The organism is Streptomyces sp. NPDC052052 (assembly GCF_040680455.1).
In the GTDB taxonomy this organism is placed as follows: Bacteria; Actinomycetota; Actinomycetes; order Streptomycetales; family Streptomycetaceae; genus Streptomyces.
On record NZ_JBFAWU010000038.1, the window covers coordinates 25,206 to 49,538 of the forward strand.

A 24,333-nucleotide genomic window follows, 5' to 3' on the forward strand; every position below is an offset into this window, starting at 1 on the left:
AAACGAAAGGCCCGCGGGTCACACCCCAGGGCTCACCGAGCTCATGTTGAAGTCCGGGATCCGCAGCGCGGGCATGGCCGCCCGGGTGAACCAGTCGCACCACTCGCGCGGCAGCGTCCGCTCCGTACGGCCCGCTTCCGTGGCCCGCGACAGCAGATCCACCGGCGACTCGTTGAACCGGAAGTTGTTCACCTCGCCGACCACCTCGCCGTCCTCGACCAGGTACACCCCGTCGCGGGTCAGCCCGGTCAGCAGCAGCGTCGCCGGATCGACCTCCCGGATGTACCACATGCAGGTCAGCAGCAGTCCACGGCCGGTCGTCGCGGCCACCATCTCCGCCAGGGACCGCTCACCGCCGCCCTCCAGCAGCAGGTTGTCGATCGACGGTGCCACCGGGAGTCCGGTCAGCTGGGCCGTGTGCCGGGTGGTCGTCAGATGCTCCAGCCTGCCGTCCCGGATCCAGTCGGTCGATGTCACCGGCAGACCGTTGTCGAAGACGGAGGCGTCGTCCCCGGAGGCATGCGCGATCACGAACGGCGCCGACTCCAGTCCCGGGGCGTGCGGATCGCTGCGCAGGGTCAGCGGCAGCTCGGACAGGGCTTCGCCGAGCCGCGTACCGCCGCCCGGCCTGGAGAACACCGTCCGGCCCTCCACGGCGTCCCGCGCCGTCGACGACCACAGCTGGTAGATCAGCAGATCGGCCACGGCCGACGGCGGCAGCAGCGTCTCGTACCGCCCCGCGGGCAGCTCGATACGGCGTTCCGCCCAGCGCAGCCGCTGCGCCAGCTCCGCGTCGAGCTCCGCCGGGTCGACGTCCTTGAAGTCGCGCGTCGCGCGGCCCGCCCAGCTCGAACGGGTCCGGTCGGGCGACTTCGCGTTGAGCTCCAGCGTCCCGTTCGGCTGGTCGTGGCGCAGCCGCAGCCCCGTCGACGTGCCCAGGTACGTCGACGTCAGCTGATGGTGGGCGAAGCCGTAGAGCTCCCGGCCGCCGGAGCGGGCGCGGGCGAAGGCGTCGCCGAGTGCCGGGGCGAACTCCGCGAAGACGTCCGAACCCGTCTCGGCCGGTGCGTCCGTGAAGTCGGGCGACGAGGGCACCCCCTCGACCAGCGGCTGCGCGTCCTCCGCGGGGCCGGCCGCGCGCGCGGCCGCCTCGGCGGCCCGCACGAGCGGTTCCAGGTCGTCGGCGGTGACCGCGGACCGCGACACCACTCCGGACGCGGTGCCCTGTGCACCGTCGACGGTCGCGATGACGGTCAGGGTCCGGCCCCGCGTCACCCCGTTCGTGGTGAGCGCGTTGCCCGCCCAGCGCAGATTGGCGGACGACTCCTCGTCGGCGATGACGACACAGCCGTCGGCGGTGGACAGTTCGAGCGCCCGCTCGACGATCTCGTGCGGGGTGCTGACGCGGCTCATCGTCCGGCCTCCTGCGTCGTGTTGAGGATGTTCACGCCCCGGAACAGGGCGGTGGGGCAGCCGTGCGAGACGGCCGCGACCTGGCCCGGCTGCGCCTTGCCGCAGTTGAAGGCACCGCCCAGGACGTAGGTCTGGGGGCCGCCGACCTTCTCCATGGAGCCCCAGAAGTCCGTCGTCGTGGCCTGGTACGCGACATCGCGCAGCTGACCGGCCAGCCGGCCGTTCTCGATGCGATGGAACTGCTGCCCGGTGAACTGGAAGTTGTGACGTTGCATGTCGATCGACCAGGACCGGTCGCCGACCACATAGATCCCGCGCTCCACGCCGCCGATCAGGTCCTCGGTGGAGAGGCCGCCCGGATCCGGCCGCAGCGACACGTTCGCCATCCGCTGCACGGGGACATGGCTCGGCGAGTCCGCGTACGCGCAGCCGTTGGACCGGCCCAGGCCGGTCAGCTTCGCGGTCCGCCGGTCCAGCTGGTACCCGACCAGCGTGCCGTCCTTGATGAGGTCCCAGGACTGCGCCTCGACACCCTCGTCGTCGTATCCGATGGTCGCGAGCCCGTGCTCGGCGGTGCGGTCGCCCGTCACGTTCATCACCGGGGAGCCGTACGCCAGCTTCCCCAGCTGGTCGAACGTGGCGAACGAGGTCCCGGCGTACGCCGCCTCGTACCCCAGCGCCCGGTCCAGTTCGGTGGCGTGACCGATCGACTCGTGGATGGTCAGCCAGAGGTTGGACGGGTCCACGACCAGGTCGTACCTCCCGGCCTCCACGCTCGGCGCCCGCATCTTCTCGGCCAGCAGCCCGGGGAGGCGCTCCAGCTCGCCGTCCCAGTCCCAGCCGGTGCCGGTCAGGTACTCCCAGCCGCGGCCCACCGGCGGGGCGATCGTCCGCATCGAGTCGAACTCACCGGTGGTCGCGTCCACGGCGACCGCGGTCAGCTGCGGATGCACACGCACCCGCTGCTGGGTGGTGACGGTGCCCGCGGTGTCCGCATAGAACTTGTTCTCGTGGACGGCCATCAGCGTGGTGTCCACATGTGCGACGCCCTCGGCACCCAGGAGCCGCCTGCTCCACTCGGCGAGCAGCCCGGCCTTCTCCTCGGCCGGGACGGCGAAGGGATCGATGTCGTACGCCGAGACCCAGGTCCGCTCGCCGTGCACCGGCTCGTCGGCCAGCTCGACCCTCTCGTCGGATCCGGCGGCGGCGATCACCTTCGCCGACAGCTTCGCCATGGCGACGGCCTGCGAGGCCACCTTCGCCGCGGCGTCCATCGTCAGATCGACACCGGACGCGAACCCCCACGCCCCGCCGTGCACCACGCGCACCGCGTACCCGAGATCGGTGGTGTCCGAGGTCCCGGCGGGCCGGGCGTCCCGCAGCCGCCAGGAGGCGCTGCGGACGCGCTCGAAACGGAAGTCGGCATGTGTGGTCCCCAGCGCGCGGGCCCGGGCCAGCGCCGCGTCGGCGAGGGCCCGCAGGGGCAGGGCCAGGAATGACTGATCTACCTCGTGGGGCACGGAGAGTTCCCTTCTCGATACACCACGGCAGTGAACCACGCCGCACGGTGGCCGCACCCGGGGTTGGCGCAGGGCGCCCCGCCCACCGCGCGGGCGCGGTGCACCCGCGGATGCCCGGAGGCGGACGTTCCGGAGGCGCCCGAGCACGTGGGTGCGGTACGGCTCGACGAGTGAGCCTCTGTAGGAACCCCACAGTGCCCGGGGGGAGGCGCTGTCAGGGGCCGATTCTCCGCAAGGCGGGCGGTACCGATAGGTTTCCGAGGTACCAGACCGCTATCGAAAGGGTGATCCGTTGAGCCGCTCGGTTCTCGTCACCGGAGGAAACCGGGGCATCGGCCTCGCCATCGCCCGCGCTTTCGCCGAAAACGGCGACAAGGTCGCGATCACCTACCGCTCCGGCGAGCCGCCCCGGTCCCTCACCGAGGCGGGCTGCCTCGCGGTCCGCTGCGACATCACGGACGCCGAACAGGTGGAGCAGGCCTACAAGGAGATCGAGGAGAAGCACGGTCCCGTCGAGGTACTGGTCGCCAACGCCGGTATCACCAAGGACCAGTTGCTGATGCGGATGACCGAGGACGACTTCACGTCGGTGCTCGACACCAACCTCACCGGCACCTTCCGGGTGGTCAAGCGCGCCAATCGCGGCATGCTGCGCGCCAGGAAGGGCCGCGTCGTCCTCATCTCCTCCGTCGTCGGGCTCCTCGGCTCGGCCGGGCAGGCGAACTACGCCGCCTCCAAGGCGGGGCTGGTCGGCTTCGCCCGGTCGCTGGCCCGTGAACTCGGCTCGCGGAACATCACTTTCAACGTCGTCGCACCCGGCTTCGTCGACACCGAGATGACTCAGGTGCTCACCGAGGAGCAGCGCAAGGGCATCGTGTCCCAGGTGCCGCTCGGCCGCTACGCGCAGCCCGAGGAGATCGCCGCCGCAGTGCGCTTCCTCGCCTCCGACGACGCGTCGTACATCACTGGAGCCGTCATTCCCGTTGACGGCGGATTGGGCATGGGTCACTGATCAGCATGAGCGGAATTCTCGACGGCAAGCGCATCCTCATCACCGGTGTGCTGATGGAGTCGTCCATCGCCTTCCACGCCGCCAAGGTGGCCCAGGAGCAGGGTGCCGAGATCATCCTGACCGCCTTCCCCCGGCCGACGCTGACGGAGCGCATCGCCAGGAAGCTTCCGAAGCCGGCCAAGGTCATCGAGCTGGACGTGACCAACACCGAGCACCTGGACCGTCTGGCCGGTCTGGTCCGTGACGAGCTCGGATCGCTCGACGGTGTCGTGCACTCCATCGGCTTCGCGCCGCAGGACGCGCTCGGCGGCAACTTCCTGAACACCCCCTTCGAGTCCGTCTCGACCGCGATGCACGTCTCGGCGTTCTCGCTGAAGTCGCTCGCCATGGCCTGCAAGCCGCTGATGAACGACGGCGGCTCGATCGTCGGCCTCACCTTCGACGCGCAGTTCGCCTGGCCGCAGTACGACTGGATGGGCCCGGCCAAGGCCGCGCTGGAGGCCACCTCCCGCTACCTCGCCCGTGACCTGGGCAAGGACGACATCCGCTGCAACCTGATCTCGGCCGGACCGCTCGGCTCGATGGCCGCGAAGTCCATCCCGGGCTTCTCCGGGCTCGCGGAGGTGTGGGACACCCGTTCCCCGCTGGCCTGGGACATGGCGGACCCGGAGCCGGCCGGCCGCGGCATCGTCGCCCTGCTCTCGGACTTCTTCCCGAAGACGACGGGGGAGATCATCCACGTCGACGGTGGCGTGCACATGATGGGTGCCTGACCCCGTACGACCGGCTGTGACACGGCCGCGCACCGCCTGGGAGCAGGCAGTGCGCGGCCGTCGCGCGTCCGGGCCCGCCTGGCCCGCCCACCTCCCCGCTCAAGTCGAAAAGACGGTCGTTCCACCACAGAATGTGGGGGAACCAGGCTTTTGTCAGGCTTCGGGGAGGAGGACGCCGTGCACTCCGTACGCCGCCGGGCCCGGGTGCTGCTGGCGGCCTCCCTGGCTGTCGCCGGAATCCTCGTACCGCTGGGCATATTCCTGGCGGGACGGACCGGAACCGGCGCGTCCGCGCCGGCCGCCCCGAGCCCCGATCCCTCGGGATCCGAATGCCGCACATCGATCCGGGGATCCCGGGTCGTCGCCTACTGCCACAACCCGTTCCCCTCCACCGATCGCGTACAGCTGCACACCGAATGCCGTCGCTGGTGGGACATAGACGCGGACGCCGCCCCGGTCGACGTGGGCCCGGGAAAGACCGTGCGGCTCGACGACCGCTGCTGGAAGGAAGTCGGCTCCGTGTGGATCACGCACCGGGTGCAGGACACGCCTCGGCGCCGCCCCGTCTGACCACGGGCCGACCCGTGATCCCCGGCGGACCTACGGCGCCTCGCCGCCGTACGAGTGTCAGGCCCGGTCCGCCAGACAGTTCAGCGCATGACCGGCCGCCTCGGCCGCCGCCGTCTCCGCGTCCCCGGCCCGGACCGCCTCGACCAGCCGACCGTGGTCCATCAGATTCCGGGGCTGCAGCTGAGGGCCGACATCGCCCCTGAGGCAGTCGCGCAGCAGATCGCCCAGATCCGCGTACAGGCCGGTCAGCACCTCGTTGTGGGCGGCCGCGACGACGGCCAGGTGCAGCGTCGTGTCCGCCGCGACGAACGCCTCGGCATCGCCCGCGGCCCAGGTCTCCTCCCGGCGCACCATGAGCGCGTCCAGCTGCTTCAGGTCCCGGTCGGTGCGCCGGGCGGCGGCCAGCCGCGCAGCCGCCGACTCCAGAGTGGAACGCACCTCGGCGACATGGCGCGGATCGGCGGTGGCGAAACGGCGGTGCATCACCCCCGCCAGTTCGCTGGTGGCGACGACATAGGTCCCCGAGCCCTGCCGGATGTCGAGCAGGCCGTTGTGCGCGAGGGCGCGTACGGCCTCGCGCACGGTGTTACGGGCCACTCCCAGCTGCTCCACCAACTCGGGCTCGGTGGGAATCCGCGACCCCACGGGCCACTCGCCCGAGGTGATCTGATTCCTCAGCTGGGCAATCACCTGGTCGGCGAGTGCCGAACGCCGCGGAGACGTCAGTGCCATGGTGCTCCTTGCTCGGGTCGGATGGCTGGGCGACGAGCGGAGGGCCGGAGCGCCGTGCGGGCGAGGGGCGGAGTGCCTGCGCGCGAGGGCCGGGGAGCCGCTCCGTGTGACAGCGCATGATCTCAGAGGCGATGCGGGAGAAGTGGACAATCAATCATCCCATGATTCTATGATGGCGCTCATGCCTGACGACGAGCCCCGGTCCAGGACCCTGCGTCCCGCCGAGACCGCGCACGCCCTCACCCGGACCGCGCCCCCGGAGGGCCCCGAAGCGCCGCAGTCGGGACGGGACACCGGGGCCAACCCGTGGCTGCTCCGGCTGGTCACCCTCGGACTCCTCCTCGCCGCCCTCAACCTCCGCCCCGCCATCACCAGCCTCGGCGCCCTCCTCGAAGAGGTGCAGGACGGGCTGCACATGAGCGGGACCGTCGCCGGAGTCCTCACCTCCGTGCCGCCGCTCTGCTTCGCGGTCTTCGGGGTCATGGCTCCCCGTCTCGCCCGCCGCTTCGGGCCGGGTGCCGTCGTCTGCGCCGGGATGACCGCCATCACGGCCGGCCTGGTCCTCCGGCCGCTCGTCGGCGGCACCGCCGGTTTCCTGGCCACGACCGCCCTCGCTCTCATGGGCATCGCCGTCAGCAATGTCCTCATGCCGGTGATCGTCAAGCACTGGTTCCCGGACCGCGTCGGCCCGATGACCGGCCTCTACTCGATGGCGCTGGCCCTCGGCACCTCGCTCGCGGCCGCGGCGACCGTGCCCATGACCCGGGTACTGGGCGGCAGCTGGGAGGCGGGCCTCGGCGTCTGGGCCGTGCTCGCCGCCGCCGCGGTCCTGCCGTGGATCCCGCTGGCCCGGTACCGGCCCGGCGCCCCGGGGCAGTCCGCGGTCCGCCCCCGTCAGGCCCCGGCGCCCAGGATCACCCGCAGTCCCACCGCCTGGGGACTCGCCTGCTTCTTCGGCCTGCAGGCCACCGCCGCGTACATCACCATGGGCTGGCTGCCGCAGATCTTCCGGGACGCGGGGGTCCCCGCCGGTACCGCGGGCGTTCTGCTCGCCGTGACCATGGCGATGGGCGTGCCGCTCGCCTTCGTCATTCCCAGGGTCGCCGCACGGATGAGGAACCAGGGGCCGATCGTCGTCGTCCTCGGCGTCTGCGGACTGACCGGATACGCGGGCCTCCACCTTGCACCGCTGGGCGGAGCCTGGGCCTGGGCGCTGCTCCTGGGCATCTCGAACTGCGCGTTCCCACTCGCCCTGACCATGATCGGCATGCGGTCCCGCAGCGGCGCCGGAGTGGTCCGGCTCTCCGCGTTCGCCCAGTCCACCGGCTACCTGATCTCGATCCCGGGACCGCTGCTCGTCGGAGTGCTCCATCAGCACAGTGGTGGCTGGGGGCTGCCGATCGCGCTCATGGCCGGTCTCATGGTCCCGCAGATGCTGGCCGGGATCCTCGCCGGGCGGGACCGGACGATCGAGGACGAATACTGAGATGCGAGACTGAGCGCATGTCTCCTGTGCTCGACCCGAATCCGCAGAACGGTCAGAAGAAGCTCCTCCTGGTGCTCGGCGCGATGCTGCTGGTCACCGTGATCATCGGGGTGATCGCCACGATCGCGTCGCCCTGAGTCGCGCGGCCGATGGTGGGGTTCGCACCACCATCCCCTAGGGGGGCAGGGTCAGGGTCGATTGGGTGGGTTGCCGGATGGGGCCGGTGCCCCCGCGTCCGTAGGTTCGTGGGCAGCGAACCGTTGACCCATGGAGGCGAACATGCCGGCCCGAACGCACACCCGGTCCACCCGCCCGGACACGGGCAGTGTCGAGGTCCGGCTGCCGTGGTGGGCGATCGCGCTGCCCGCGGTCGCGTTCGCCGCGCTCCTGCTGCTGATCATGGGATCCGGCGACGCGCACGCCGTGACCACCGACCCCGCCGGCGGCCGGATGCTTGCGCGGTTCCTGGCGCTGATCACCCGCTGACACCAACCGCAGCGCGGGAGCTCTTCAACACCCTGCGCCCGGCGGCACGATCCGTGCGAAGCTGAGGGGTATGAGCGCCGATACACCTCGCAGGATCGTCCTTCTCAGGCACGCAAAGGCGGAATGGTCGCAGGACTCCGACCACGAGCGGCCGCTCGCGGAGCGTGGCCGCAAGGACGCCCCCGTGGCGGGCCGTAGACTCGTCGACTCCGGGAACCTCCCCGATCTGGCCCTCTGCTCGACTGCCGTCAGGACGCGCGAGACGTGGAAGCTGGCGGTGCACGAGATGCCGCACCGCCCCCGGACCGTGTACGAGGAGCGCCTGTACGAGGCGTCCACCGGCGAGGTGATCGCCCTGCTCAACGAGACCCCCGACGACGTACGGAACCTCTTGGTCGTCGGCCACAACCCGGGCATGCACGCCGTCGCCGACGCCCTCTCGGATTCGGCCGAGGGGGATGCCCTGACCCGGATGAACCGCGGCGGCTTCCCGACCGCGGCCTTCGCCGTCGTCGAGTTCTCCGGCTCCTGGAAGGGCGTGGAAATCGGCGTGGGCAAGCTGGTCGACTACTGGACGCCCCACGACTGATCCCGCTGTCGCGGCGTGCCGTCCCCAGCGCTGTGCCGCTTGCGCCGTCGTACGAGCAGGGCCCTGGTGAGGTGCTCACCAGGGCCCTGCTCACGCATGTGCGCGTCAGTCGACGAGACCGTCGGCGGCCTCGACCTCCTCGCGGGTGATGCCGAGCAGATACAGCACGGTGTCCAGGAACGGTACGTTCACCGCGGTGTGCGCGGCCTCGCGGACCACCGGCTTGGCGTTGAAGGCCACCCCGAGACCGGCGGTGTTGAGCATGTCGAGGTCGTTGGCACCATCACCGATCGCGACGGTCTGCGCCAGTGGCACTCCGGCCTGGGTGGCGAAACTGCGCAGCAGCCGGGCCTTGCCCGCCCGGTCGACGATGTCGCCGACGACCCGGCCGGTGAGCTTCCCGTCGACCACTTCCAGGGTGTTGGCAGCGGCGAAGTCGAGCCCGAGCCGTTCCTTCAGATCGTCGGTGACCTGGGTGAACCCGCCCGACACCACGCCCACTTGGTAACCGAGCCGCTTCAGCGTACGGATCAGGGTGCGGGCTCCCGGCGTCAGTCGCACCTCGGCGCGGACCTTGTCCACCACGGACGCGTCGAGCCCCGCCAGGAGGGCCACCCGCGCGTGCAGCGACTGCTCGAAGTCGAGCTCGCCACGCATCGCCCGCTCGGTCACCTCGGCGACCTTGTCCTCGCAGCCCGCATGGGCGGCGAAGAGCTCGATGACCTCGTCCTGGATGAGTGTCGAGTCGACGTCCATGACGACCAGCCGCTGAGCCCGGCGGTTCAGCCCGGCCGACACCACGGCCACGTCGACCCCGATCCCGGCGGACTCCGTCGCCAGTGCGGTCCGCAGCTCCTCCGTACCGGTGCCGGACACCGCGAACTCGACTGCTGTGACCGGGTACTTCGCGAGCCGGAAGATCCGGTCGATGTTCCCGCCGGTCGAGGTGATCGTGGCCGCTATGGCGGCGGTCGACTCCGCGGTCAGCGGGTGCCCGAGCACCGTCACATGGGAACGTCCGTAGCCACGCGGCCGGTTGTCCCCGGTACCGGAGATGATCTCGGCCTGCATCTTCAGCGACTCGGCCCAGCTGTGCACCGTCGCCCGCAGGTCGCCCTCGGTGGTGCCGCCCGCGTTCGGGGTGGTGATCAGGGCGCACAGGACGATGCGGCCCCGGGTGACGACCTGCTCGATGTCGACGACGTCGACCGAGTAGGCGGCGAGGGTGTCGAAGAGACCGGCGGTGATCCCGGGGCGGTCCTTCCCGAAGATCTTCACGAGGAGGGTGGGTGCGTCCGCGCCCCTACGGGACTCAGGGGGCTCAGAGGGCGGGGAGGACTGAGATGGCTGAGATGCGCTCATGGTCCTTCCACCGTATCGGTCCGCCTCGCCGCACCGGAGGCCCGTCCCGAGGACCGGACAGCAGTTCGGCTCCGGCTACCCGTCCGGGCGGCGGAACGGCGACGGAAAGGATTTTCGCGGACACGCAGGGCGACCGGAGTGGATACGTCGGGCCGAAATGCCCCGGACCAGCCAGTTGGCCTGCCACCCGCATAGGCTTTTCTCCGGATTTCAGGGGCACTCATGGGTCCTGTCGGCCCGCGGACCCGTTCGTCCCGATCCGTGGGCGTGACCGCCCGGGGCCCAGTAGGGAACGTCGCCCCGCTCGACTTCCGTACCGGGGACTGCTCCTGGAATAGTTCCCCACGATGGTCAGCATCCCTGGACTCCCTGCGACGGGGGTACATCGGGGGACAACAAGTGGGGCGCGGAGTGCCGGAACTCGTACTGGAACTGAATGGCAGGACCTGGACGCTCGATCCGTCCAGGTCGTACACCCTGGGACGCGATCCGCAGGGTGATCTGACGATCGACGACGCCAGGGTCTCGTGGCGGCACGCCACGATCAGCTGGGGGGGCCACAGCTGGTTCATCGAGGACCACGGCAGCACCAACGGCACGTATGCCCAGGGCCGTCGGATCCAGCGGCTGGAAATCGGGCCCGGCTCGGCCGTGCACCTGGGCAACGCCACCGACGGACCGCGGCTGAGTATCGCTGTCGCGCCGGGGGCCGACCCGCACAGCGTGCAGGGTGCGGGTGCGCAACAGGCCCCCGCCCAGCAGCCGCAGCAGAACGCAGCGGGCCGACAGGCCCCCGCTCCGCAACAGCCGCAGCAGGGCCGGCAGCAGGCGCCTACGGGCCCGCCGCACCAGCAGCCCGTGCATCCCCAGCATCCCCAGCAGCCCCAGATCCCGCACCAGCAGGGCATGGGGGCGTTCCCCGCCGGGGGCGGACCCGGCGGCTTTGCGGGGGCCCCGCCCGTGTACGGCGACCGCAGCCCCACCACGTTCCACCAGCTGGCGCTCGGCCGCGTCATGCGCATCGGTCGTGCGCTGGAGAACGAACTGGTCGTCTCCGACCTCCAGGTCTCGCGCCACCACGCAGAGTTCCACGCGATGCCCGACGGCCGCTTCGAGATCCGTGACCTCGGATCCCACAACGGCACCTATGTCAACGGCCAGCCGCTCCCCAAGTCCGGCTCCGCCCTCATCGGCCCGAACGACATCGTCGGTGTCGGTCACTCGACCTTCCGGCTCGTCGGCGACCGGCTCGAGGAGTTCGTCGACACCGGTGAGGTCTCCTTCTCCGCCCGCCACCTCACGGTGACGGTCGACGGCGGGAAGCAGATCCTCAAGGACGTCTCCTTCGGAGTCCCGGAGAAGTCGCTCATCGCGGTCATCGGTCCGTCCGGTTCCGGCAAGTCCACCCTGCTCAAGGCGCTCACCGGCTACCGGCCCGCCAACCAGGGCGACGTCCTCTACGACAACCGGAATCTGTACAAGCAGTTCGCCGAGCTGCGCCGGCGCATCGGTCTGGTCCCGCAGGACGACATCCTCCACAAGGAACTCACCGTCGCCAAGGCCCTCAAGTACGCGGCCAAACTCCGCTTCCCCGCGGACACCACCGAGGCCGAGCGTCAGGCCCGGATCCTCGAAGTCCTTGCCGAGCTCAAGCTCGACATCCACAAGGACAAGAAGGTCACCTCACTCTCCGGCGGCCAGCGCAAGCGCGTCTCCGTCGCCCTGGAGCTGCTCACCAAGCCGTCGCTGATCTTCCTGGACGAGCCGACCTCCGGTCTCGACCCGGGCATGGACCGCGACGTCATGCAACTGCTGCGCGGCCTGGCCGACGACGGCCGCACCGTCCTCGTCGTGACCCACTCCGTGGCCGAGCTGGCGATCTGCGACAAGCTGCTGGTCATGGCGCCGGGTGGTTCGGTCGCCTACTTCGGCCCGCCGGAGGAGGCGCTCAACTTCTTCGGCTACAGCACCTGGGCCGATGTCTTCTCCGCGTTCGAGAACTACCGCGACTACGACTGGGCGGGCCGCTGGCGCGGTTCGCAGCACTACCAGATGTACGCGGCGGACATAGACGCCGTCGCCGCGCAGCCCGTGGACATGCCACCCCCGCAGCAGATGCGTCGGCCGAAGCCGCAGAGCTGGACGGCGCAGCTGTGGACGTTGATACGCCGTTACGTCTCGGTGATCGCGTCCGACAAGGGCTTCATGGGGCTGATGGTGATCCTGCCGGCCGTGCTCGGCGTGGTCAGCGTGGTCATCCCCGCCAACTTCGGTCTGGCCCCGCCGAAGCCGCCGTCCCGGTTCAACGGCGCCGCCGGAACGATCATGCTGATCATCGCGGTCGGGATGTGCTTCTCCGGGGCGGCCAACTCCGTACGAGAACTGATCAAGGAACGTGTCATCTATGAGCGGGAACGGGCCACCGGCCTGTCCCGGTCCGCCTATCTGATGTCCAAGGTGATCGTCCTCGGCGTGATCACCGCTCTCCAGGGCGTCATCATCTGCGGCATAGGCTTCGCCACGCGGGAACTGCCCGAGAAGGGCCTGATCATGCCGCCGGCCGTCGAGCTCTGCGTGACGATCATCGTGCTCGGCTTCACCTCGATGATGTTCGGCCTGGTGATCTCCTCGCTGGTGAAGACCGCCGAGAAGACCATGCCGCTGCTGGTCATGTTCGCGATCGTCCAGGTCGTCTTCACCGGTGTCCTCTTCCAGGTGTACGGGTCTCCCGGCCTGGAGCAGTTCGCCTGGCTGATGCCGTCCCGCTGGGCCATGGCCGGTGCCGGCGCGACGCTGGACCTCTCCCACCTCATGGCGCCGTGGGACCCGAAGAATCCGACCGACCTGGACCCGCTGTGGGAGCACTCGGCCGGCCAGTGGGGCATCGACGTCTCGGTCCTGCTGCTTCTCGGGATCATCTGCGGCATAGCGGTCGCACGGTTGCTGCGCCGCCATGAGCCGGAGGTCATGCGCAAGTAGCCGCGGCCCCGCACCGCATACCGAAGGGCGGCACCCATCAGCGGGTGCCGCCCTTCGGCGTGTGCGCGTGCGGTCCGGGAGCGTCCGGGGCCGGTCAGTAGGCGCTGTTGACGTTGTCGATCGAACCGTAACGGTCGGCGGCGTAGTTGGCCGCGGCGGTGATGTTGGCGACCGGGTCGTGGATGTTCGTCGAGGTGCCGGGAACGTGGTAGGCGTTGAACGTCGGCTGGATGACCTGCAGCAGGCCGCGGGACGGGGTGCCGTTCTTGGCGTTGATGTCCCAGTTGTTGACCGCGTACGGGTTACCGGTCGACTCGCGCATGATGTTGCGGTGCAGACCGTTGTACGAGCCGGGGATGCCATGAGCCTTCATGACGTCCAGCGCCTCTCGGATCCAGCCGTCCAGGTTGTTGGCGTAGACGGGGGTACGGGCCTGGGAGCGGCTGGCGGCCTGCGTTGCGGTGCGCTCGCCGGCGGCCTTGGCCTTCGCCCGGGCGGCGGCCTTGGCCTTGGCCTCGGCTCGGGCCTTGGTCTCGGCGGCGGCCTTCGCCTTGGTGGCGGCGGCGGCCTTCGCCCCTGTGGCGCCGGCCGTCTTGCCCCTGGCGATGTCGGCGGCCTTCACCAGCTTCTCGGCGGTGGAATTCGGTTCGATCACGCTGGCCTGCATGGCCTTGGCCTGCGGAGAATCCGCGACCGAGGTGAGAACCACGGGGGCGGCGGCCGTCGGAGCCTGCGCCTTGGGCTTGGACGCGGCATTGGCCGGGACGAGAGACAGCGAGAGCGAGGCGACGGCGACGGCGGAGATACCTGCGACGGAGAGCTTCTGGGCCCTGTTCAGTCGACGACGGGAGCCGGGGATGCTGGACACGGTCATGAAGGGAAACCTCTTCGAATCGCGGAAGTCCTCACGGAGGACGAAGACGGGAGGCGGTGCGACCGCAGCCCCGTCGGGGACAGGTGCAATTCTTAGCGGCAGCAAAATCGCGTGGCAAAGATGTGACGTACGACCCCGGGTAGTTGATCGCCGCCCTGCCTGAACCCGCCACTCCGCGCCCAGATGCAACAAGGCGGTGCACTGGTGTCCACTACCCGGCTTCGTAAGTGACATGGGTCCTATGCCCGGCCTCACATGGGTCGCACAGCAAGCTCACCAACCGTTGCGCTCGCAATTCGGAGCGTGAAATTCCGGTCTTGAGGTGGCGGATGAGTGCCCTGGACCCGGTGTCGGACCTCCTCCCTGGGCACCCCGCTCCCGGCCCGGGGGACCGGGAACCGCCGAGGGGCGGGATGCGGGGAGGACCGGCCTCCGACCTGGTCCCCCCGTCCCGGCCGGCTCCGTCCACAGGCCGATACGGCGGCCAGGACCTCGCCGGTACGGTGAGGTCATGAGTCCTCGCCCACCGTCGGGTCTCGCAGCGGTGAGTGCCGCGCTGCTCGCCATGAGCCGGCCGCTCGAAGTGCGTGATGTCCTGAAGACGATCGTCGCCTCGGCCCGCCGGCTGCTGGACGCCGAGTACGCAGCCCTGGGCGTCCCCGACGACCACGGCGGCTTCGCCCAGTTCGTCGTCGACGGTGTCAGCGACGAGCGCTGGAAGGCGATCGGCCCCCTGCCCCGGCAGCACGGCATCCTCGCCGCGATGCTCCACGAGGCGCGGCCCGAGCGCCTCGCCGACGTCCGCAAGGACCCCCGCTTCGAGGGCTGGCCCGAGGCCCACCCCGACATGTCCGACTTCCTCGGCCTGCCCATCCAGGACGGCGACGAGACCCTCGGGGCGCTCTACCTCGCCAACAAGCGCTGCCCCGACCCCGACGGCAGCTGCGGCTTCACTGCCGAGGACGAGGAACTGCTGTCGATCCTCGCGCAGCACGCGGCGATCGCCCTCACCAACGCGCGGCTGTACGAACGCAGCCGCGAGCTCACCATCGCGGAGGAGCGCTCCCGGCTCGCCCATGAACTGCACGACGCGGTCAGCCAGAAGCTGTTCTCGCTGCGGCTGACGGCCCAGGCCACCACCACCCTGGTGGACCGCGACCCGGCCCGGGCGAAGTGCGAGCTCCACCGGATCACCGAGCTCGCCGCGGAAGCCGTGGACGAACTGCGCGCCGCCGTGATCGAACTGCGCCCGGCCGCGCTCGAGGAGGACGGCCTCGTCGCCACACTCCGCACCCAGATCCAGGTCCTGGACCGAGCCCACACGGCCCGGGTCACCTTCGAGAGCGTGGGCGTACGCGCCCTTCCCGCAGCCCAGGAGGAAGCGCTGCTCCGGGTCTCCCAGGAGGCTCTGCACAACGCACTGCGCCATGCGGAAGCCGGACAGGTCGAGGTCACCCTGGCCCGCCGGGCCGGCGGCACGCTGCTCCGGATCACCGACGACGGCCGTGGCTTCGACCCCGCGGCGACCCGGCAGGCGGGCCGTCACCTGGGCCTGGTGTCCATGCGGGACCGCGCGAGCGGTGTCGGCGGAAGGCTCACCGTTGAATCGGCGCCCGGCAAGGGCACCACGATCGAGATGGAGGTGCCCGGTGGCTGACAGGACCATCGGGGTGCTGCTGGTCGACGACCACCAGGTGGTCCGCCGCGGTCTGCGCACGTTCCTGGAGATCCAGGACGACATAGAAGTGGTCGGCGAGGCGGCCGACGGCGCCGAGGGGGTGGCCAGGGCCGAGCAACTGCGCCCCGACGTCGTCCTGATGGACATCAAGATGCCCGGCACCGACGGGATCGAGGCGCTGCGCAGGCTCCGGGAGCTGGAGAACCCGGCCAAGGTCCTCATCGTCACCAGCTTCACCGAGCAGCGCACCGTGGTCCCCGCGCTGCGCGCGGGAGCCTCCGGTTACGTATACAAGGACATCGACCCCGATGCCCTGGCCGGAGCCATCCGCTCGGTGCACGCGGGCCACGTCCTGCTCCAGCCGGAGGTCGCCGGAGCGCTGCTGGCCCAGGACGACACGGGCAGCGGTACGGGCCGGGGGAGCACCCTCACCGAACGGGAGCGGGAAGTCCTGGGTCTGATCGCCGACGGCCGCTCCAACCGCGAGATCGCGCGCGCCCTCGTCCTCTCCGAGAAGACCGTCAAGACGCACGTCTCGAACATCCTGATGAAGCTGGATCTCTCCGACCGGACCCAGGCGGCACTCTGGGCCGTCAGGCACGGAGCGGCGGACTGAGCAGGTCCGGGGCGGACCGCCTCCTCCCGGTCCGAGATTCATACTGTCGGGTGTATGTCACCCGGGTGGCGCAACCTGGTCGTGCCCAAGGCGTTCTCCAAGGTGCTGCGGCGACAGGCCGCAGCCACGTGAGGAGGATCCTGAAGTGAAGAACCTGAAGAAGGCCGCAGCCGTCACCGCGATCGCCGGTGGCATCATCGCCGCCGGTGCCGGCGCGGCCTCCGCCACCGGCCACGGCGCCGGTGCCCACGGCGCCGCGGCCCACTCCCCGGGCGTGGTCAGCGGCAACGTCATCCAGGTCCCGGTGCACATCCCGGTGAACGTGGTCGGCAACACCATCAACGTGATCGGTCTGCTCAACCCCGCCTTCGGCAACATCGGCCTGAACGGCTGACCGACCTCACGGCCCCGTGTCGCCGGACGGCCATCGAGCCTTCCGGCGACCTCCGTACGTGAGCCGGGCGGACGAAGGAAGAGGGCGATTTGTCGCGCGGGGACCGTGTGCCCGGGGACCACCAGGTCCCCGGGCACACGCGCTGAGGACCGCCCCGGCGGCCAACGTCCTGTCCGGTCGACGCCTACCGCCTGCGCTCCCGCTCCTCGACATACGCGTTGTACGCGGCGACCTGCGCCCGCCGGGCGACCCGCTCCACCGGCCTCAGCGCGTCCCCCCGAGCCGCGATCTCCGAGGCGCTCACCGCGCCGCCGTGCCCGGTCCCGCATGCCACCGAGATCAGCAGCCCGACCCGCTGCGCCAGCTCCAGTACCCGCACCGCCCGCGGCGGATACCCCGGAGCCAGCACGTCGCGTCCCCGCTCCGCCCGTGCCCGATACGCATCGACGGTTGCCTCCGCCACCGGTCCGGAACCGGCCACATCCAGCCGGGACAGCACCGCCGTGGCCTCCCGCAGAGCTTCGGCCAGCTCCCGTTCGGCTTCACCCAGCGACGGCACATCGGCCGGTGGCGCCTCCCGCACCGGCAGACAGCGCCACACCACCTCGACGTGCAGGTCCCCGTCCGGCCCCGCTTCGTGCACCTCGGGAACCAGTCCGTACGGCGCACCGAACGCGATCACGGCCTCCTCGGCCTCCAGCGCCCGTGCATTGAACTCCGGCGGGCCGCTCAGCCCCAGCGGGTGCCCCGGCACCGGCAGCGCGACCCGGAAGCCGGTCACCCCCAGTGCCCGCAGCCGCCCGAGCGCCAGCGTGAGCCCGACCGGCCCCGTCTCGCCCGGCAGTCCCTCGACGCGGTGCAGCGCGTCCTCCCCGACAACGGCGAGCGCCGCCTCGTCGGGCGACACACGTCCGGCCAGAAGCGCGTTTCCCCAGGCGGCCAGCAGCCCTGAGCGTGGTTCCGAAAGCATGGCACCAGCCTAGGGAACCGGACCGGGGCCTGTCGTCACGCAGGCCCAGCGCCCGGAGCCCGGCCACGGTGGCGTAGATTTTCCTGGGAGCTGTGCCCGCAGGCACGCGACGATCACAACACTGCATGGGGAGACAACGGGCCATGAGCGATGTACTGGAGCTGGTGGACGTATCCGTGGTCCGCGACGGACGCGCTCTGGTGGACGACGTCTCCTGGCAGGTCAAGGAGGGGGAGCGCTGGGTCATCCTCGGCCCGAACGGCGCGGGCAAGACCACCCTCCTCAACGTCGCGTCAAGCTACCTCTTCCCGACCACCGGCACCGTGAAGATCCTCGGCGAACGTCTCGGCGGCGTCGATGTCTTCGAGCTCCGTCCTCGTATCGGGGTCGCGGGCGTCGCCATGGCCGAGAAGCTGCCCAGGCGCCAGACCGTTCTGCAGACCGTCCTCACCGCCGCCTACGGCATGACCGCCACCTGGCACGAGGACTACGAGGCCGTCGACGAGGAGCGCGCCCGCGCCTTCCTCGACCGGCTCGGCATGACCGAATACCTCGACCGCAGGTTCGGCACCCTGTCCGAGGGCGAGCGCAAGCGGACCCTGATCGCCCGCGCGATGATGACCGACCCCGAACTTCTGCTCCTCGACGAGCCCGCCGCGGGACTCGACCTCGGAGGCCGCGAGGACCTGGTCCGCCGCCTGGGCCGGCTGGCCCGGGACCCGTACGCCCCCTCCATGATCATGGTCACCCACCATGTCGAGGAGATCGCCCCGGGCTTCACGCACGTCCTGATGATCCGCCAGGGCAAGGTCCTCGCCGCGGGCCCCATGGAGACCGAGCTCACCTCCCGCAACCTCTCCCACTGCTTCGGCCTGCCGCTCGTCGTCCAGCACACCGGAGACCGCTACACGGCCCACGGGCTTCCGCTCTCGGCGGCGCCCCGGGGGTGAGAGCCCGGATGCCTCGGGGCACGCCCTGCGGCACGCGTACGCCGCTGTGACGACCGCACCGGTCCAGAGGCCGTAGCCGCGCGGCCGCCGACACCTACGGCACGGAGGTGACGGCGGTCCGCCACGGCCTCGGGGCTGCCCCGTACATCCCTGGTGGATCGGCGCGCGGCGTCGGACGCGGTGCATCGCAAGGCGGAGGGGCGCCCGCATACCGGGGTGTATTCGGGTGTTCCGACAACGGAGGGGGTCCCCCCGTGCCGTTGAGGCTACGGGGGAGAGGTGCCGTCGCCGTCGGCGTGCGCCCACCAGGGACTCCGGGACAGCCCTTTGCCCGCCCGCGCCCTGTCCCCGGAGCCACCCGCGGTCCTACCATGACGACGTGGACATCGACGCGTGGGTGTGGTGGCTGATCGGTGCGGTGGGACTGGGCATCCCTCTCGTCCTGACCGCGATGCCCGAGTTCGGCATGTTCGCCGTCGGAGCGATTGCCGCAGCGGTCGTCGCGGCACTCGGCGCCGGCATCGTGGCCCAAGTGCTCGTATGCGTCGTCGTTTCCGTGGCGCTCATCGCCGTGGTCCGCCCGATCGCTGCCAGACACCGCGCCGACCGTCCTCAACTCCCCACCGGCATCGATGCGCTGAAGGGCCGTCAGGCCGTCGTCCTGGAAAGGGTGGACGGCAGCGGCGGCCGGATCAAACTGGCCGGAGAGATCTGGTCCGCCCGCGCACTCGACGAGGGACAGAGCTTCGAACCGGGCCAACACGTCGATGTCGTCGACATCGACGGGGCCACAGCAGTCGTCATGTGACCGAACCACCCACACAACAGAGCGCGTTCTGTCAGACTCGATGTCGATCATCATGAGATCGGGGCCGTCGAGGCATACGGCCCACCCGCGAATCGACCTCGATCATCGCGATCCGTCGGCAACCGAAGGGCAACGAGGAACACGATGCAACCGATCATCATCGTCCTGATCATTCTGGTGGTGCTCGTCTTCATCGCCCTGATCAAGACGATCCAGGTCATCCCGCAGGCCAGCGCCGCCATCGTGGAACGCTTCGGCCGCTACACCCGTACGCTCAGCGCAGGCCTGAACATCGTCGTTCCCTTCATCGACACGATCAGGAACCGCATCGACCTGCGTGAACAGGTCGTGCCGTTCCCGCCCCAGCCGGTGATCACCCAGGACAACCTGGTCGTCAACATCGACACCGTCATCTACTACCAGGTGACCGACGCGAGGGCCGCGACCTACGAAGTCGCCAGCTACATCCAGGCGATCGAGCAGCTCACCGTCACCACCCTCCGCAACATCATCGGTGGCATGGACCTGGAGCGGACCCTGACCTCCCGCGAGGAGATCAACGCCGCCCTCCGCGGCGTCCTCGACGAGGCGACGGGCAAGTGGGGCATCCGCGTCAACCGCGTCGAGCTCAAGGCGATCGAACCGCCCACCTCCATCCAGGACTCGATGGAGAAGCAGATGCGCGCCGACCGGGACAAGCGCGCCGCGATCCTCCAGGCCGAAGGAACCCGGCAGTCCGCGATCCTCACCGCGGAGGGCGAGAAGCAGTCCGCGATCCTGCGCGCCGAGGGCGAGGCCAGGGCCGCCGCCCTGCGCGCGGAGGGCGAGGCCCAGGCCATCCGCACCGTCTTCGAGTCCATCCACGCCGGTGACCCGGACCAGAAGCTCCTCTCGTACCAGTACCTCCAGATGCTCCCGAAGATCGCCGAGGGCGACGCCAACAAGCTCTGGATCGTGCCCAGCGAGATCGGTGACGCACTCAAGGGGCTCAGCGGAGCCTTCGGTAACCTGGGCTCCGGAGTCCCCGGCTTCGACACCGGCAAGGAACGCCGGGAACAGCCCCCGCTCGACTGACGCGTACACGCCCTCGTGCATGATCGACCCATCGGGCACCGATCACGCACGGGGGTTTCGTCATGAATGTCTGGGAGTTGCTCGCCGTCTTCGCCGCGGGGGTCAGCGCCGGCACGATCAACACGATCGTCGGCTCGGGAACGCTGATCACCTTCCCCGTGCTGCTCGCCACCGGCCTGCCCCCGGTCACCGCCACCGTCTCCAACGCCCTCGGTCTGATCCCCGGTTCGATCAGCGGCGCGATCGGCTACCGCAGAGAACTCGCGGGGCAGGGACGCCGTGTCCTCAAGCTCGCCGTCGGCGCCCTGATCGGCGGCCTCACCGGCGCCACCCTGCTGCTGGCCCTGCCCTCGACGGCCTTCGAGACGATCGTGCCGATCCTGGTGGCCCTGGCCCTCGTCCTGGTCATCCTGCAACCCCGCATCAGCAAAGCGGTACAGCGCCGGCGCGCACAGACCGGCGCCCCCGCCCGCCACGACGGTGGCCCGCTCCTGTTCCTCTCACTGATGCTCGCCAGCGTCTACGGCGGCTACTTCACCGCCGCCCAGGGGATCATCTACCTCTCCCTGATGGGCATGCTGCTCGACGACACGATGCAGCGTCTCAACGCCGTCAAGAACGTCCTGGCGGCCGTCGTCAACAGCATCGCCGCGCTCTTCTTCCTCTTCGTCGCGGACTTCGACTGGACGGCCGTCGGGCTGATCGCGGTCGGCTCCGCCCTCGGCGGTCAGATCGGCGCCACCGTGGGCCGCCGGCTCAGCCCCGCCGTCCTCCGTGCGCTCATCGTCGCGGTCGGCACGGTCGCCATTGTCCAACTGCTGCTCCGCTGACATCCGGATGCCCGCCCCGCGAGGGGACGGGCATCCGGTACGACAACACACGTATGCCGCCTACGCCGCGCTGGTACCGTCCAGCCACTCCGGCAGCGCCGACCGCTCACCCGCCCCCATCGCCAGCAGCATCGCCTGCGCCGGAGACGGCACGAACGGCTGCCGCAGCAACGGCATCCCCGCCTGCTCCGGAGTCATGGCGGCCTTGCGGTGGTTGTCCTCGGCGCAGGACGCCACCGTGTTCAGCCAGGTGTCCTGACCACCCTGAGCACGCGGCACCACATGGTCGACGGTGCTCGCCCGCCGCCCGCAGTACGCGCACCGGTGTTGGTCCCGTATCAGCACACCCCTTCTGGACCACGGAGCGTGTCTTCGGAACGGCACGCGTACGTACCGGCAGAGTCTGATCACCCGGGGCACCGGGATGTCCACGGCGGCGCCCCGCATACGGAGCTCGGGGTGCGCCTGCTCGACAACGGCCTTGTCCTGCAGAATCAGCACCACCGCACGGTTCAGCGTCACCGTCGACAGCGGCTCGAAGCTCGCGTTCAGTACCAGCGTCTCCCGCATCCCGCCCACCTCCCGTGTGCCGCCCGCCCGCCGGCGGGCCCGGATCAACTCTGGCCGGGCCCGCCGTGATGGACAACGCAATAAAAAATGCCCTGCCCTGGTCTCTCCAGGACCAGGGCAGGGCAAACAGCGGTGGAACGTCCGGCGGACCGGAAACTACGCAGGACCGGTGTACTCACCGATCAGCTGAGCGCGGCCCAGCGTGTGGAACCGCAGATTGAACCCGACGACAGCGGGTGACGCGTCACTGTCGACACCGAGCTTCTCGCTGTCCACCGCGTACACGGTGAAGACATAGCGGTGGGTCTCACCGGCCGGCGGCGCGGCACCACCGAAGTCCTTCGATCCGTAGTCGTTGCGGGCCTGAACGGCACCCGCGGGCAGCCCGTCGAACGTCCCGCTCCCTGCCCCGGACGGCAGTTCCGTGACCGACGCCGGGATGTCGAAGAGCACCCAGTGCCAGAATCCACTGCCCGTCGGAGCGTCGGGGTCGAAGCAGGTCACGGCGAAGCTCTTCGTCCCCGCCGGGAAACCCTCCCACCGCAGCTGCGGCGAGGTGTTCCCGGCTGCGAACACCTGGGCATCCGCCAGCACGGCCCCGGGGGCGAGATCCTCGCTCTCCACCGTGAACGACGGCACCTCGGGGTGGAAGTCGTGCGGCAGCGGAGCCCTCTTCGGCTCGGTCACGTCAACACCTCTCCTCATCGCTCTCCTGCTGCGCTCAGCAGGTCTCTCCCCGACCCTAGAGCCAGTTGCGCTGACCGCCGACCTGGGAGAGCCACTGATGGAGGTACGCGGCCCAGTCGGTCCCCTGGAAGTCGTGCAGCCCGACCTGGAACGAGCGGTACGAGTCACTGCCCTCGCTGAAGAGCCCGGACTTCTTGTCCATCTCCAGCACCACGTCCATCTCGCGATCGTCCGCGACGAACGTCAGCTCCACCTGGTTCAGCCCCCGGTACTGCTGAGGCGGGAAGAACTCGATCTCCTGGTAGAACGGCAGCCGCTGCCGTGTGCCACGGATGTGGCCGCGCTCCATGTCCGCACTGCGGAAGCCGAAGCCCAGCTGCCCGAAGGCGTCCAGGATCGCCTGCTGCGCCGGCAGCGGGTGCACATTGATCGGATCGAGGTCGCCGGAGTCCAGTGCCCGCGCGATCTCCAACTCGGTCGTGACACCGATGTTCATGCCGTGCAGATGCTGGCCGGCGAACATCGTGATCGGCGTCTCCCAGGGGATCTCCAGCCCGAACGGAACCACATACACGGCGCCGGCCTGCACCTCGAAGGCGCCGCCGAGCCGCAGCTTGGTGAACTCGATGTCCTGCTTGAACTCCTGATCGTCGCCCTCGACCTCGACGCGCGCCTGGAGGCCGACGGACAGCCCCTCGATCTGCTGCGCGACGGACCCGCCCTGGACCCTTACTTCGCCCTGGACGACCCCACCCGGTACGACATTGAGTTCGGTCAACTCGGTCTCCACCGAGGCGCCGCCGGCCCCCATGCTCGCGAGCAGCCGCTTGAAACCCATGTTCACTCCTCCTAGGTCCTGACCCGTACATACGCGTCACGACCGTGGTCGGTTCCCGGTAACCTCGAACGCCATGATCGAGGGCTTGGACCGTACGCCGTTGACACGCGACTTCTTCGACCGCCCCGTACTGGACGTGGCCCCCGACCTCCTGGGCCGGACCCTGGTACGCAGCACCCCCGAGGGCCCCATCGAACTCCGCCTCACCGAGGTGGAGGCCTATGCCGGGGAGGTGGATCCCGGATCGCACGCGTTCAGAGGCCGGACCCCGCGCAACAGCGTCATGTACGGACCGCCCGGTCACGCGTACGTGTACTTCACCTACGGCATGTGGCACTGCCTCAACCTGGTGTGCGGTCCGGAGGGCAAGGCCAGTGGTGTCCTGCTCCGCGCAGGCGAGATCCGCATCGGCGCCGACCTCACCCGCAAACGCCGGGTCTCGGCCCGTAACGACAGGGAACTGGCCAAAGGGCCGGCCAGGCTGGCGACCGCCCTCGACATCGACCGCGCAATGAACGGCGCCGACGCCATTGCCCACCCCGGCGCCCTGCTGTCCGTACTGCACGGCACCCCGCCACCGCGCGATCAGGTACGCAACGGCCCGCGCACCGGAGTGGGAGGTGACGGTGCGATCCACCCCTGGCGCTTCTGGATCGAGGGGGACCCCTCGGTGAGCCCCTACAGAGCCCATGTGCCACGCCGCCGCGCGACTTGACTCGCGCTTGACGGACCCCTAATGTAGCCCGAGCCGCTTGAACGGGCACTGCTGTTGGCGCGATCCACCGGGTCGTCCAGGCATCCGGAAGCGGCCAACCACTACCTTCGAATCACCCTGGCGGGTGCGAATTCGGCATGCCGTAATTCGTCCCCATCGACTCGATTATGAGCCGCCAAGGAAATCGGTTAACGTAGTGGACACGCCGAAAGGGAAAACGCGAAAGCGAGGAACCGGAAGGCGGAAAATGATTGACCCGCTTCGACCGGGAATCGGACACGAAAGAGTCTGATAGAGTCGGAAACGCAAGATCGAAGGGAAAAGCCCGGAGGAAAGCCCGAGAGGGTGAGTACAAAGGAAGCGTCCGTTCCTTGAGAACTCAACAGCGTGCCAAAAGTCAACGCCAG

At 69.8% G+C, this 24,333-nt stretch carries 25 protein-coding genes; 16 read left to right on the forward strand and 9 right to left on the reverse strand.

Going from position 1 to position 24,333, the window contains the following annotated elements; translation table 11 throughout:
- Positions 1-18 precede the first annotated feature (18 nt).
- Together AB0L71_RS31350 and AB0L71_RS31355 are read right to left on the reverse strand one after the other, a co-directional pair.
- On the reverse strand, positions 19-1,413 hold the full coding sequence (locus tag AB0L71_RS31350; protein WP_365249645.1) for a metallopeptidase TldD-related protein: 1,395 nt from the start codon (positions 1,411-1,413) through the stop codon (positions 19-21).
- Complete coding sequence (locus tag AB0L71_RS31355; RefSeq protein WP_365249647.1) at positions 1,410-2,933, reverse strand: TldD/PmbA family protein; 1,524 nt, start codon at positions 2,931-2,933, stop codon at positions 1,410-1,412. Before AB0L71_RS31355 ends, AB0L71_RS31350 begins: the two co-directional genes overlap by 4 nt.
- A gap of 292 nt (positions 2,934-3,225) precedes the next feature.
- On the opposite strand from AB0L71_RS31355, the gene fabG reads away from it, so the two are divergent.
- The 3 genes from fabG to AB0L71_RS31370 all read left to right on the forward strand — a co-directional run bounded on the left by fabG (position 3,226) and on the right by AB0L71_RS31370 (position 5,288).
- Positions 3,226-3,945, forward strand: a complete 720-nt coding sequence (gene fabG, locus AB0L71_RS31360; RefSeq protein ID WP_365249650.1) for a 3-oxoacyl-[acyl-carrier-protein] reductase — start codon at positions 3,226-3,228, stop codon at positions 3,943-3,945.
- A 5-nt stretch (positions 3,946-3,950) separates the two neighbouring features.
- Positions 3,951-4,718, forward strand: coding sequence for an enoyl-ACP reductase FabI (gene fabI / locus AB0L71_RS31365; protein ID WP_365249653.1), 768 nt, complete (start codon positions 3,951-3,953; stop codon positions 4,716-4,718).
- A 177-nt stretch (positions 4,719-4,895) separates the two neighbouring features.
- Positions 4,896-5,288: a hypothetical protein gene (locus tag AB0L71_RS31370; RefSeq protein ID WP_365249656.1), complete on the forward strand. Its 393-nt coding sequence runs from the start codon at positions 4,896-4,898 to the stop codon at positions 5,286-5,288.
- A 57-nt stretch (positions 5,289-5,345) separates the two neighbouring features.
- On the opposite strand, the gene AB0L71_RS31375 is transcribed toward AB0L71_RS31370, so the two are convergent.
- Positions 5,346-6,020: an FCD domain-containing protein gene (locus AB0L71_RS31375; protein ID WP_365249659.1), complete on the reverse strand. Its 675-nt coding sequence runs from the start codon at positions 6,018-6,020 to the stop codon at positions 5,346-5,348.
- Between the two features lie 181 nt (positions 6,021-6,201).
- On the opposite strand from AB0L71_RS31375, the gene AB0L71_RS31380 reads away from it, so the two are divergent.
- The 4 genes from AB0L71_RS31380 to AB0L71_RS31395 all read left to right on the forward strand — a co-directional run bounded on the left by AB0L71_RS31380 (position 6,202) and on the right by AB0L71_RS31395 (position 8,581).
- Positions 6,202-7,506, forward strand: a complete 1,305-nt coding sequence (locus AB0L71_RS31380; protein ID WP_365249662.1) for an MFS transporter — start codon at positions 6,202-6,204, stop codon at positions 7,504-7,506.
- Between the two features lie 26 nt (positions 7,507-7,532).
- Positions 7,533-7,643 (forward strand): SGM_5486 family transporter-associated protein, encoded by a 111-nt coding sequence (locus AB0L71_RS31385; RefSeq protein WP_365249719.1) that lies wholly within the window; start codon positions 7,533-7,535, stop codon positions 7,641-7,643.
- Positions 7,644-7,785: 142 nt separating this feature from the next.
- The gene (locus tag AB0L71_RS31390; RefSeq protein WP_365249665.1) at positions 7,786-7,992 is read left to right on the forward strand and encodes a hypothetical protein; all 207 of its coding nucleotides are present in this window, start codon (positions 7,786-7,788) and stop codon (positions 7,990-7,992) included.
- Positions 7,993-8,062: 70 nt separating this feature from the next.
- A complete protein-coding gene (locus AB0L71_RS31395; protein ID WP_365249667.1) occupies positions 8,063-8,581 on the forward strand; it encodes a histidine phosphatase family protein in 519 nt (172 codons plus the stop codon).
- Between the two features lie 105 nt (positions 8,582-8,686).
- On the opposite strand, the gene serB is transcribed toward AB0L71_RS31395, so the two are convergent.
- Complete coding sequence (gene serB / locus AB0L71_RS31400; RefSeq protein WP_365249670.1) at positions 8,687-9,943, reverse strand: phosphoserine phosphatase SerB; 1,257 nt, start codon at positions 9,941-9,943, stop codon at positions 8,687-8,689.
- A gap of 399 nt (positions 9,944-10,342) precedes the next feature.
- On the opposite strand from serB, the gene AB0L71_RS31405 reads away from it, so the two are divergent.
- Positions 10,343-12,922 (forward strand): FHA domain-containing protein, encoded by a 2,580-nt coding sequence (locus tag AB0L71_RS31405; protein ID WP_365249673.1) that lies wholly within the window; start codon positions 10,343-10,345, stop codon positions 12,920-12,922.
- Positions 12,923-13,016: 94 nt separating this feature from the next.
- Here the strand turns inward: AB0L71_RS31405 and AB0L71_RS31410 are convergent, their stop codons facing one another.
- Positions 13,017-13,796 (reverse strand): transglycosylase SLT domain-containing protein, encoded by a 780-nt coding sequence (locus AB0L71_RS31410; protein ID WP_365249676.1) that lies wholly within the window; start codon positions 13,794-13,796, stop codon positions 13,017-13,019.
- Between the two features lie 511 nt (positions 13,797-14,307).
- On the opposite strand from AB0L71_RS31410, the gene AB0L71_RS31415 reads away from it, so the two are divergent.
- The 3 genes from AB0L71_RS31415 to AB0L71_RS31425 all read left to right on the forward strand — a co-directional run bounded on the left by AB0L71_RS31415 (position 14,308) and on the right by AB0L71_RS31425 (position 16,484).
- Positions 14,308-15,453 carry a GAF domain-containing sensor histidine kinase gene (locus AB0L71_RS31415; protein ID WP_365249678.1) on the forward strand — a complete coding sequence of 382 codons (1,146 nt, stop codon included), beginning with the start codon at positions 14,308-14,310 and terminating at the stop codon, positions 15,451-15,453.
- Positions 15,446-16,090, forward strand: a complete 645-nt coding sequence (locus AB0L71_RS31420) for a response regulator transcription factor (RefSeq protein ID WP_365249681.1) — start codon at positions 15,446-15,448, stop codon at positions 16,088-16,090. The genes AB0L71_RS31415 and AB0L71_RS31420 overlap by 8 nt, the downstream gene beginning before the upstream one ends.
- Before the next feature lie 145 nt (positions 16,091-16,235).
- A complete protein-coding gene (locus tag AB0L71_RS31425; RefSeq protein WP_365249684.1) occupies positions 16,236-16,484 on the forward strand; it encodes a chaplin in 249 nt (82 codons plus the stop codon).
- Positions 16,485-16,668: 184 nt separating this feature from the next.
- On the opposite strand, the gene AB0L71_RS31430 is transcribed toward AB0L71_RS31425, so the two are convergent.
- Entirely contained in the window at positions 16,669-17,454 is a 786-nt protein-coding gene (locus AB0L71_RS31430; RefSeq protein WP_365249687.1) for a hypothetical protein, read from the reverse strand.
- A gap of 143 nt (positions 17,455-17,597) precedes the next feature.
- On the opposite strand from AB0L71_RS31430, the gene AB0L71_RS31435 reads away from it, so the two are divergent.
- The 4 genes from AB0L71_RS31435 to AB0L71_RS31450 all read left to right on the forward strand — a co-directional run bounded on the left by AB0L71_RS31435 (position 17,598) and on the right by AB0L71_RS31450 (position 21,116).
- The gene (locus AB0L71_RS31435; RefSeq protein WP_365249690.1) at positions 17,598-18,404 is read left to right on the forward strand and encodes an ABC transporter ATP-binding protein; all 807 of its coding nucleotides are present in this window, start codon (positions 17,598-17,600) and stop codon (positions 18,402-18,404) included.
- A gap of 379 nt (positions 18,405-18,783) precedes the next feature.
- Positions 18,784-19,212 carry an NfeD family protein gene (locus AB0L71_RS31440; RefSeq protein ID WP_365249693.1) on the forward strand — a complete coding sequence of 143 codons (429 nt, stop codon included), beginning with the start codon at positions 18,784-18,786 and terminating at the stop codon, positions 19,210-19,212.
- A 144-nt stretch (positions 19,213-19,356) separates the two neighbouring features.
- A complete protein-coding gene (locus tag AB0L71_RS31445) occupies positions 19,357-20,286 on the forward strand; it encodes an SPFH domain-containing protein (RefSeq protein ID WP_365249696.1) in 930 nt (309 codons plus the stop codon).
- 62 nt (positions 20,287-20,348) lie between these two features.
- Positions 20,349-21,116, forward strand: a complete 768-nt coding sequence (locus AB0L71_RS31450) for a sulfite exporter TauE/SafE family protein (RefSeq protein WP_365249699.1) — start codon at positions 20,349-20,351, stop codon at positions 21,114-21,116.
- A 60-nt stretch (positions 21,117-21,176) separates the two neighbouring features.
- On the opposite strand, the gene AB0L71_RS31455 is transcribed toward AB0L71_RS31450, so the two are convergent.
- From AB0L71_RS31455 to AB0L71_RS31465, 3 genes are all read right to left on the reverse strand, one after another.
- Entirely contained in the window at positions 21,177-21,686 is a 510-nt protein-coding gene (locus AB0L71_RS31455) for an HNH endonuclease (RefSeq protein ID WP_365249702.1), read from the reverse strand.
- Between the two features lie 156 nt (positions 21,687-21,842).
- Positions 21,843-22,373 (reverse strand): YbhB/YbcL family Raf kinase inhibitor-like protein, encoded by a 531-nt coding sequence (locus AB0L71_RS31460; protein ID WP_365249705.1) that lies wholly within the window; start codon positions 22,371-22,373, stop codon positions 21,843-21,845.
- Positions 22,374-22,428: 55 nt separating this feature from the next.
- The gene (locus AB0L71_RS31465; RefSeq protein WP_365249708.1) at positions 22,429-23,211 is read right to left on the reverse strand and encodes a sporulation protein; all 783 of its coding nucleotides are present in this window, start codon (positions 23,209-23,211) and stop codon (positions 22,429-22,431) included.
- A 73-nt stretch (positions 23,212-23,284) separates the two neighbouring features.
- On the opposite strand from AB0L71_RS31465, the gene AB0L71_RS31470 reads away from it, so the two are divergent.
- Positions 23,285-23,926: a DNA-3-methyladenine glycosylase gene (locus AB0L71_RS31470; protein WP_365249711.1), complete on the forward strand. Its 642-nt coding sequence runs from the start codon at positions 23,285-23,287 to the stop codon at positions 23,924-23,926.
- Positions 23,927-24,333: the final 407 nt, after the last annotated feature.

Bases quoted from the DNA above. Each gene is read 5' to 3' on its own strand.
- AB0L71_RS31350 (WP_365249645.1), bottom strand. From the start codon at position 1,413: ATGAGCCGCGTCAGCACCCCGCACGAGATCGTCGAGCGGGCGCTCGAA.
- fabI (WP_365249653.1), top strand. From the start codon at position 3,951: ATGAGCGGAATTCTCGACGGCAAGCGCATCCTCATCACCGGTGTGCTG.
- AB0L71_RS31375 (WP_365249659.1), bottom strand. From the start codon at position 6,020: ATGGCACTGACGTCTCCGCGGCGTTCGGCACTCGCCGACCAGGTGATT.
- AB0L71_RS31380 (WP_365249662.1), top strand. From the start codon at position 6,202: ATGCCTGACGACGAGCCCCGGTCCAGGACCCTGCGTCCCGCCGAGACC.
- AB0L71_RS31390 (WP_365249665.1), top strand. From the start codon at position 7,786: ATGCCGGCCCGAACGCACACCCGGTCCACCCGCCCGGACACGGGCAGT.
- AB0L71_RS31395 (WP_365249667.1), top strand. From the start codon at position 8,063: ATGAGCGCCGATACACCTCGCAGGATCGTCCTTCTCAGGCACGCAAAG.
- serB (WP_365249670.1), bottom strand. From the start codon at position 9,943: ATGAGCGCATCTCAGCCATCTCAGTCCTCCCCGCCCTCTGAGCCCCCT.
- AB0L71_RS31410 (WP_365249676.1), bottom strand. From the start codon at position 13,796: ATGACCGTGTCCAGCATCCCCGGCTCCCGTCGTCGACTGAACAGGGCC.
- AB0L71_RS31415 (WP_365249678.1), top strand. From the start codon at position 14,308: ATGAGTCCTCGCCCACCGTCGGGTCTCGCAGCGGTGAGTGCCGCGCTG.
- AB0L71_RS31430 (WP_365249687.1), bottom strand. From the start codon at position 17,454: ATGCTTTCGGAACCACGCTCAGGGCTGCTGGCCGCCTGGGGAAACGCG.
- AB0L71_RS31435 (WP_365249690.1), top strand. From the start codon at position 17,598: ATGAGCGATGTACTGGAGCTGGTGGACGTATCCGTGGTCCGCGACGGA.
- AB0L71_RS31445 (WP_365249696.1), top strand. From the start codon at position 19,357: ATGCAACCGATCATCATCGTCCTGATCATTCTGGTGGTGCTCGTCTTC.
- AB0L71_RS31450 (WP_365249699.1), top strand. From the start codon at position 20,349: ATGAATGTCTGGGAGTTGCTCGCCGTCTTCGCCGCGGGGGTCAGCGCC.
- AB0L71_RS31455 (WP_365249702.1), bottom strand. From the start codon at position 21,686: ATGCGGGAGACGCTGGTACTGAACGCGAGCTTCGAGCCGCTGTCGACG.
- AB0L71_RS31465 (WP_365249708.1), bottom strand. From the start codon at position 23,211: ATGGGTTTCAAGCGGCTGCTCGCGAGCATGGGGGCCGGCGGCGCCTCG.
- AB0L71_RS31470 (WP_365249711.1), top strand. From the start codon at position 23,285: ATGATCGAGGGCTTGGACCGTACGCCGTTGACACGCGACTTCTTCGAC.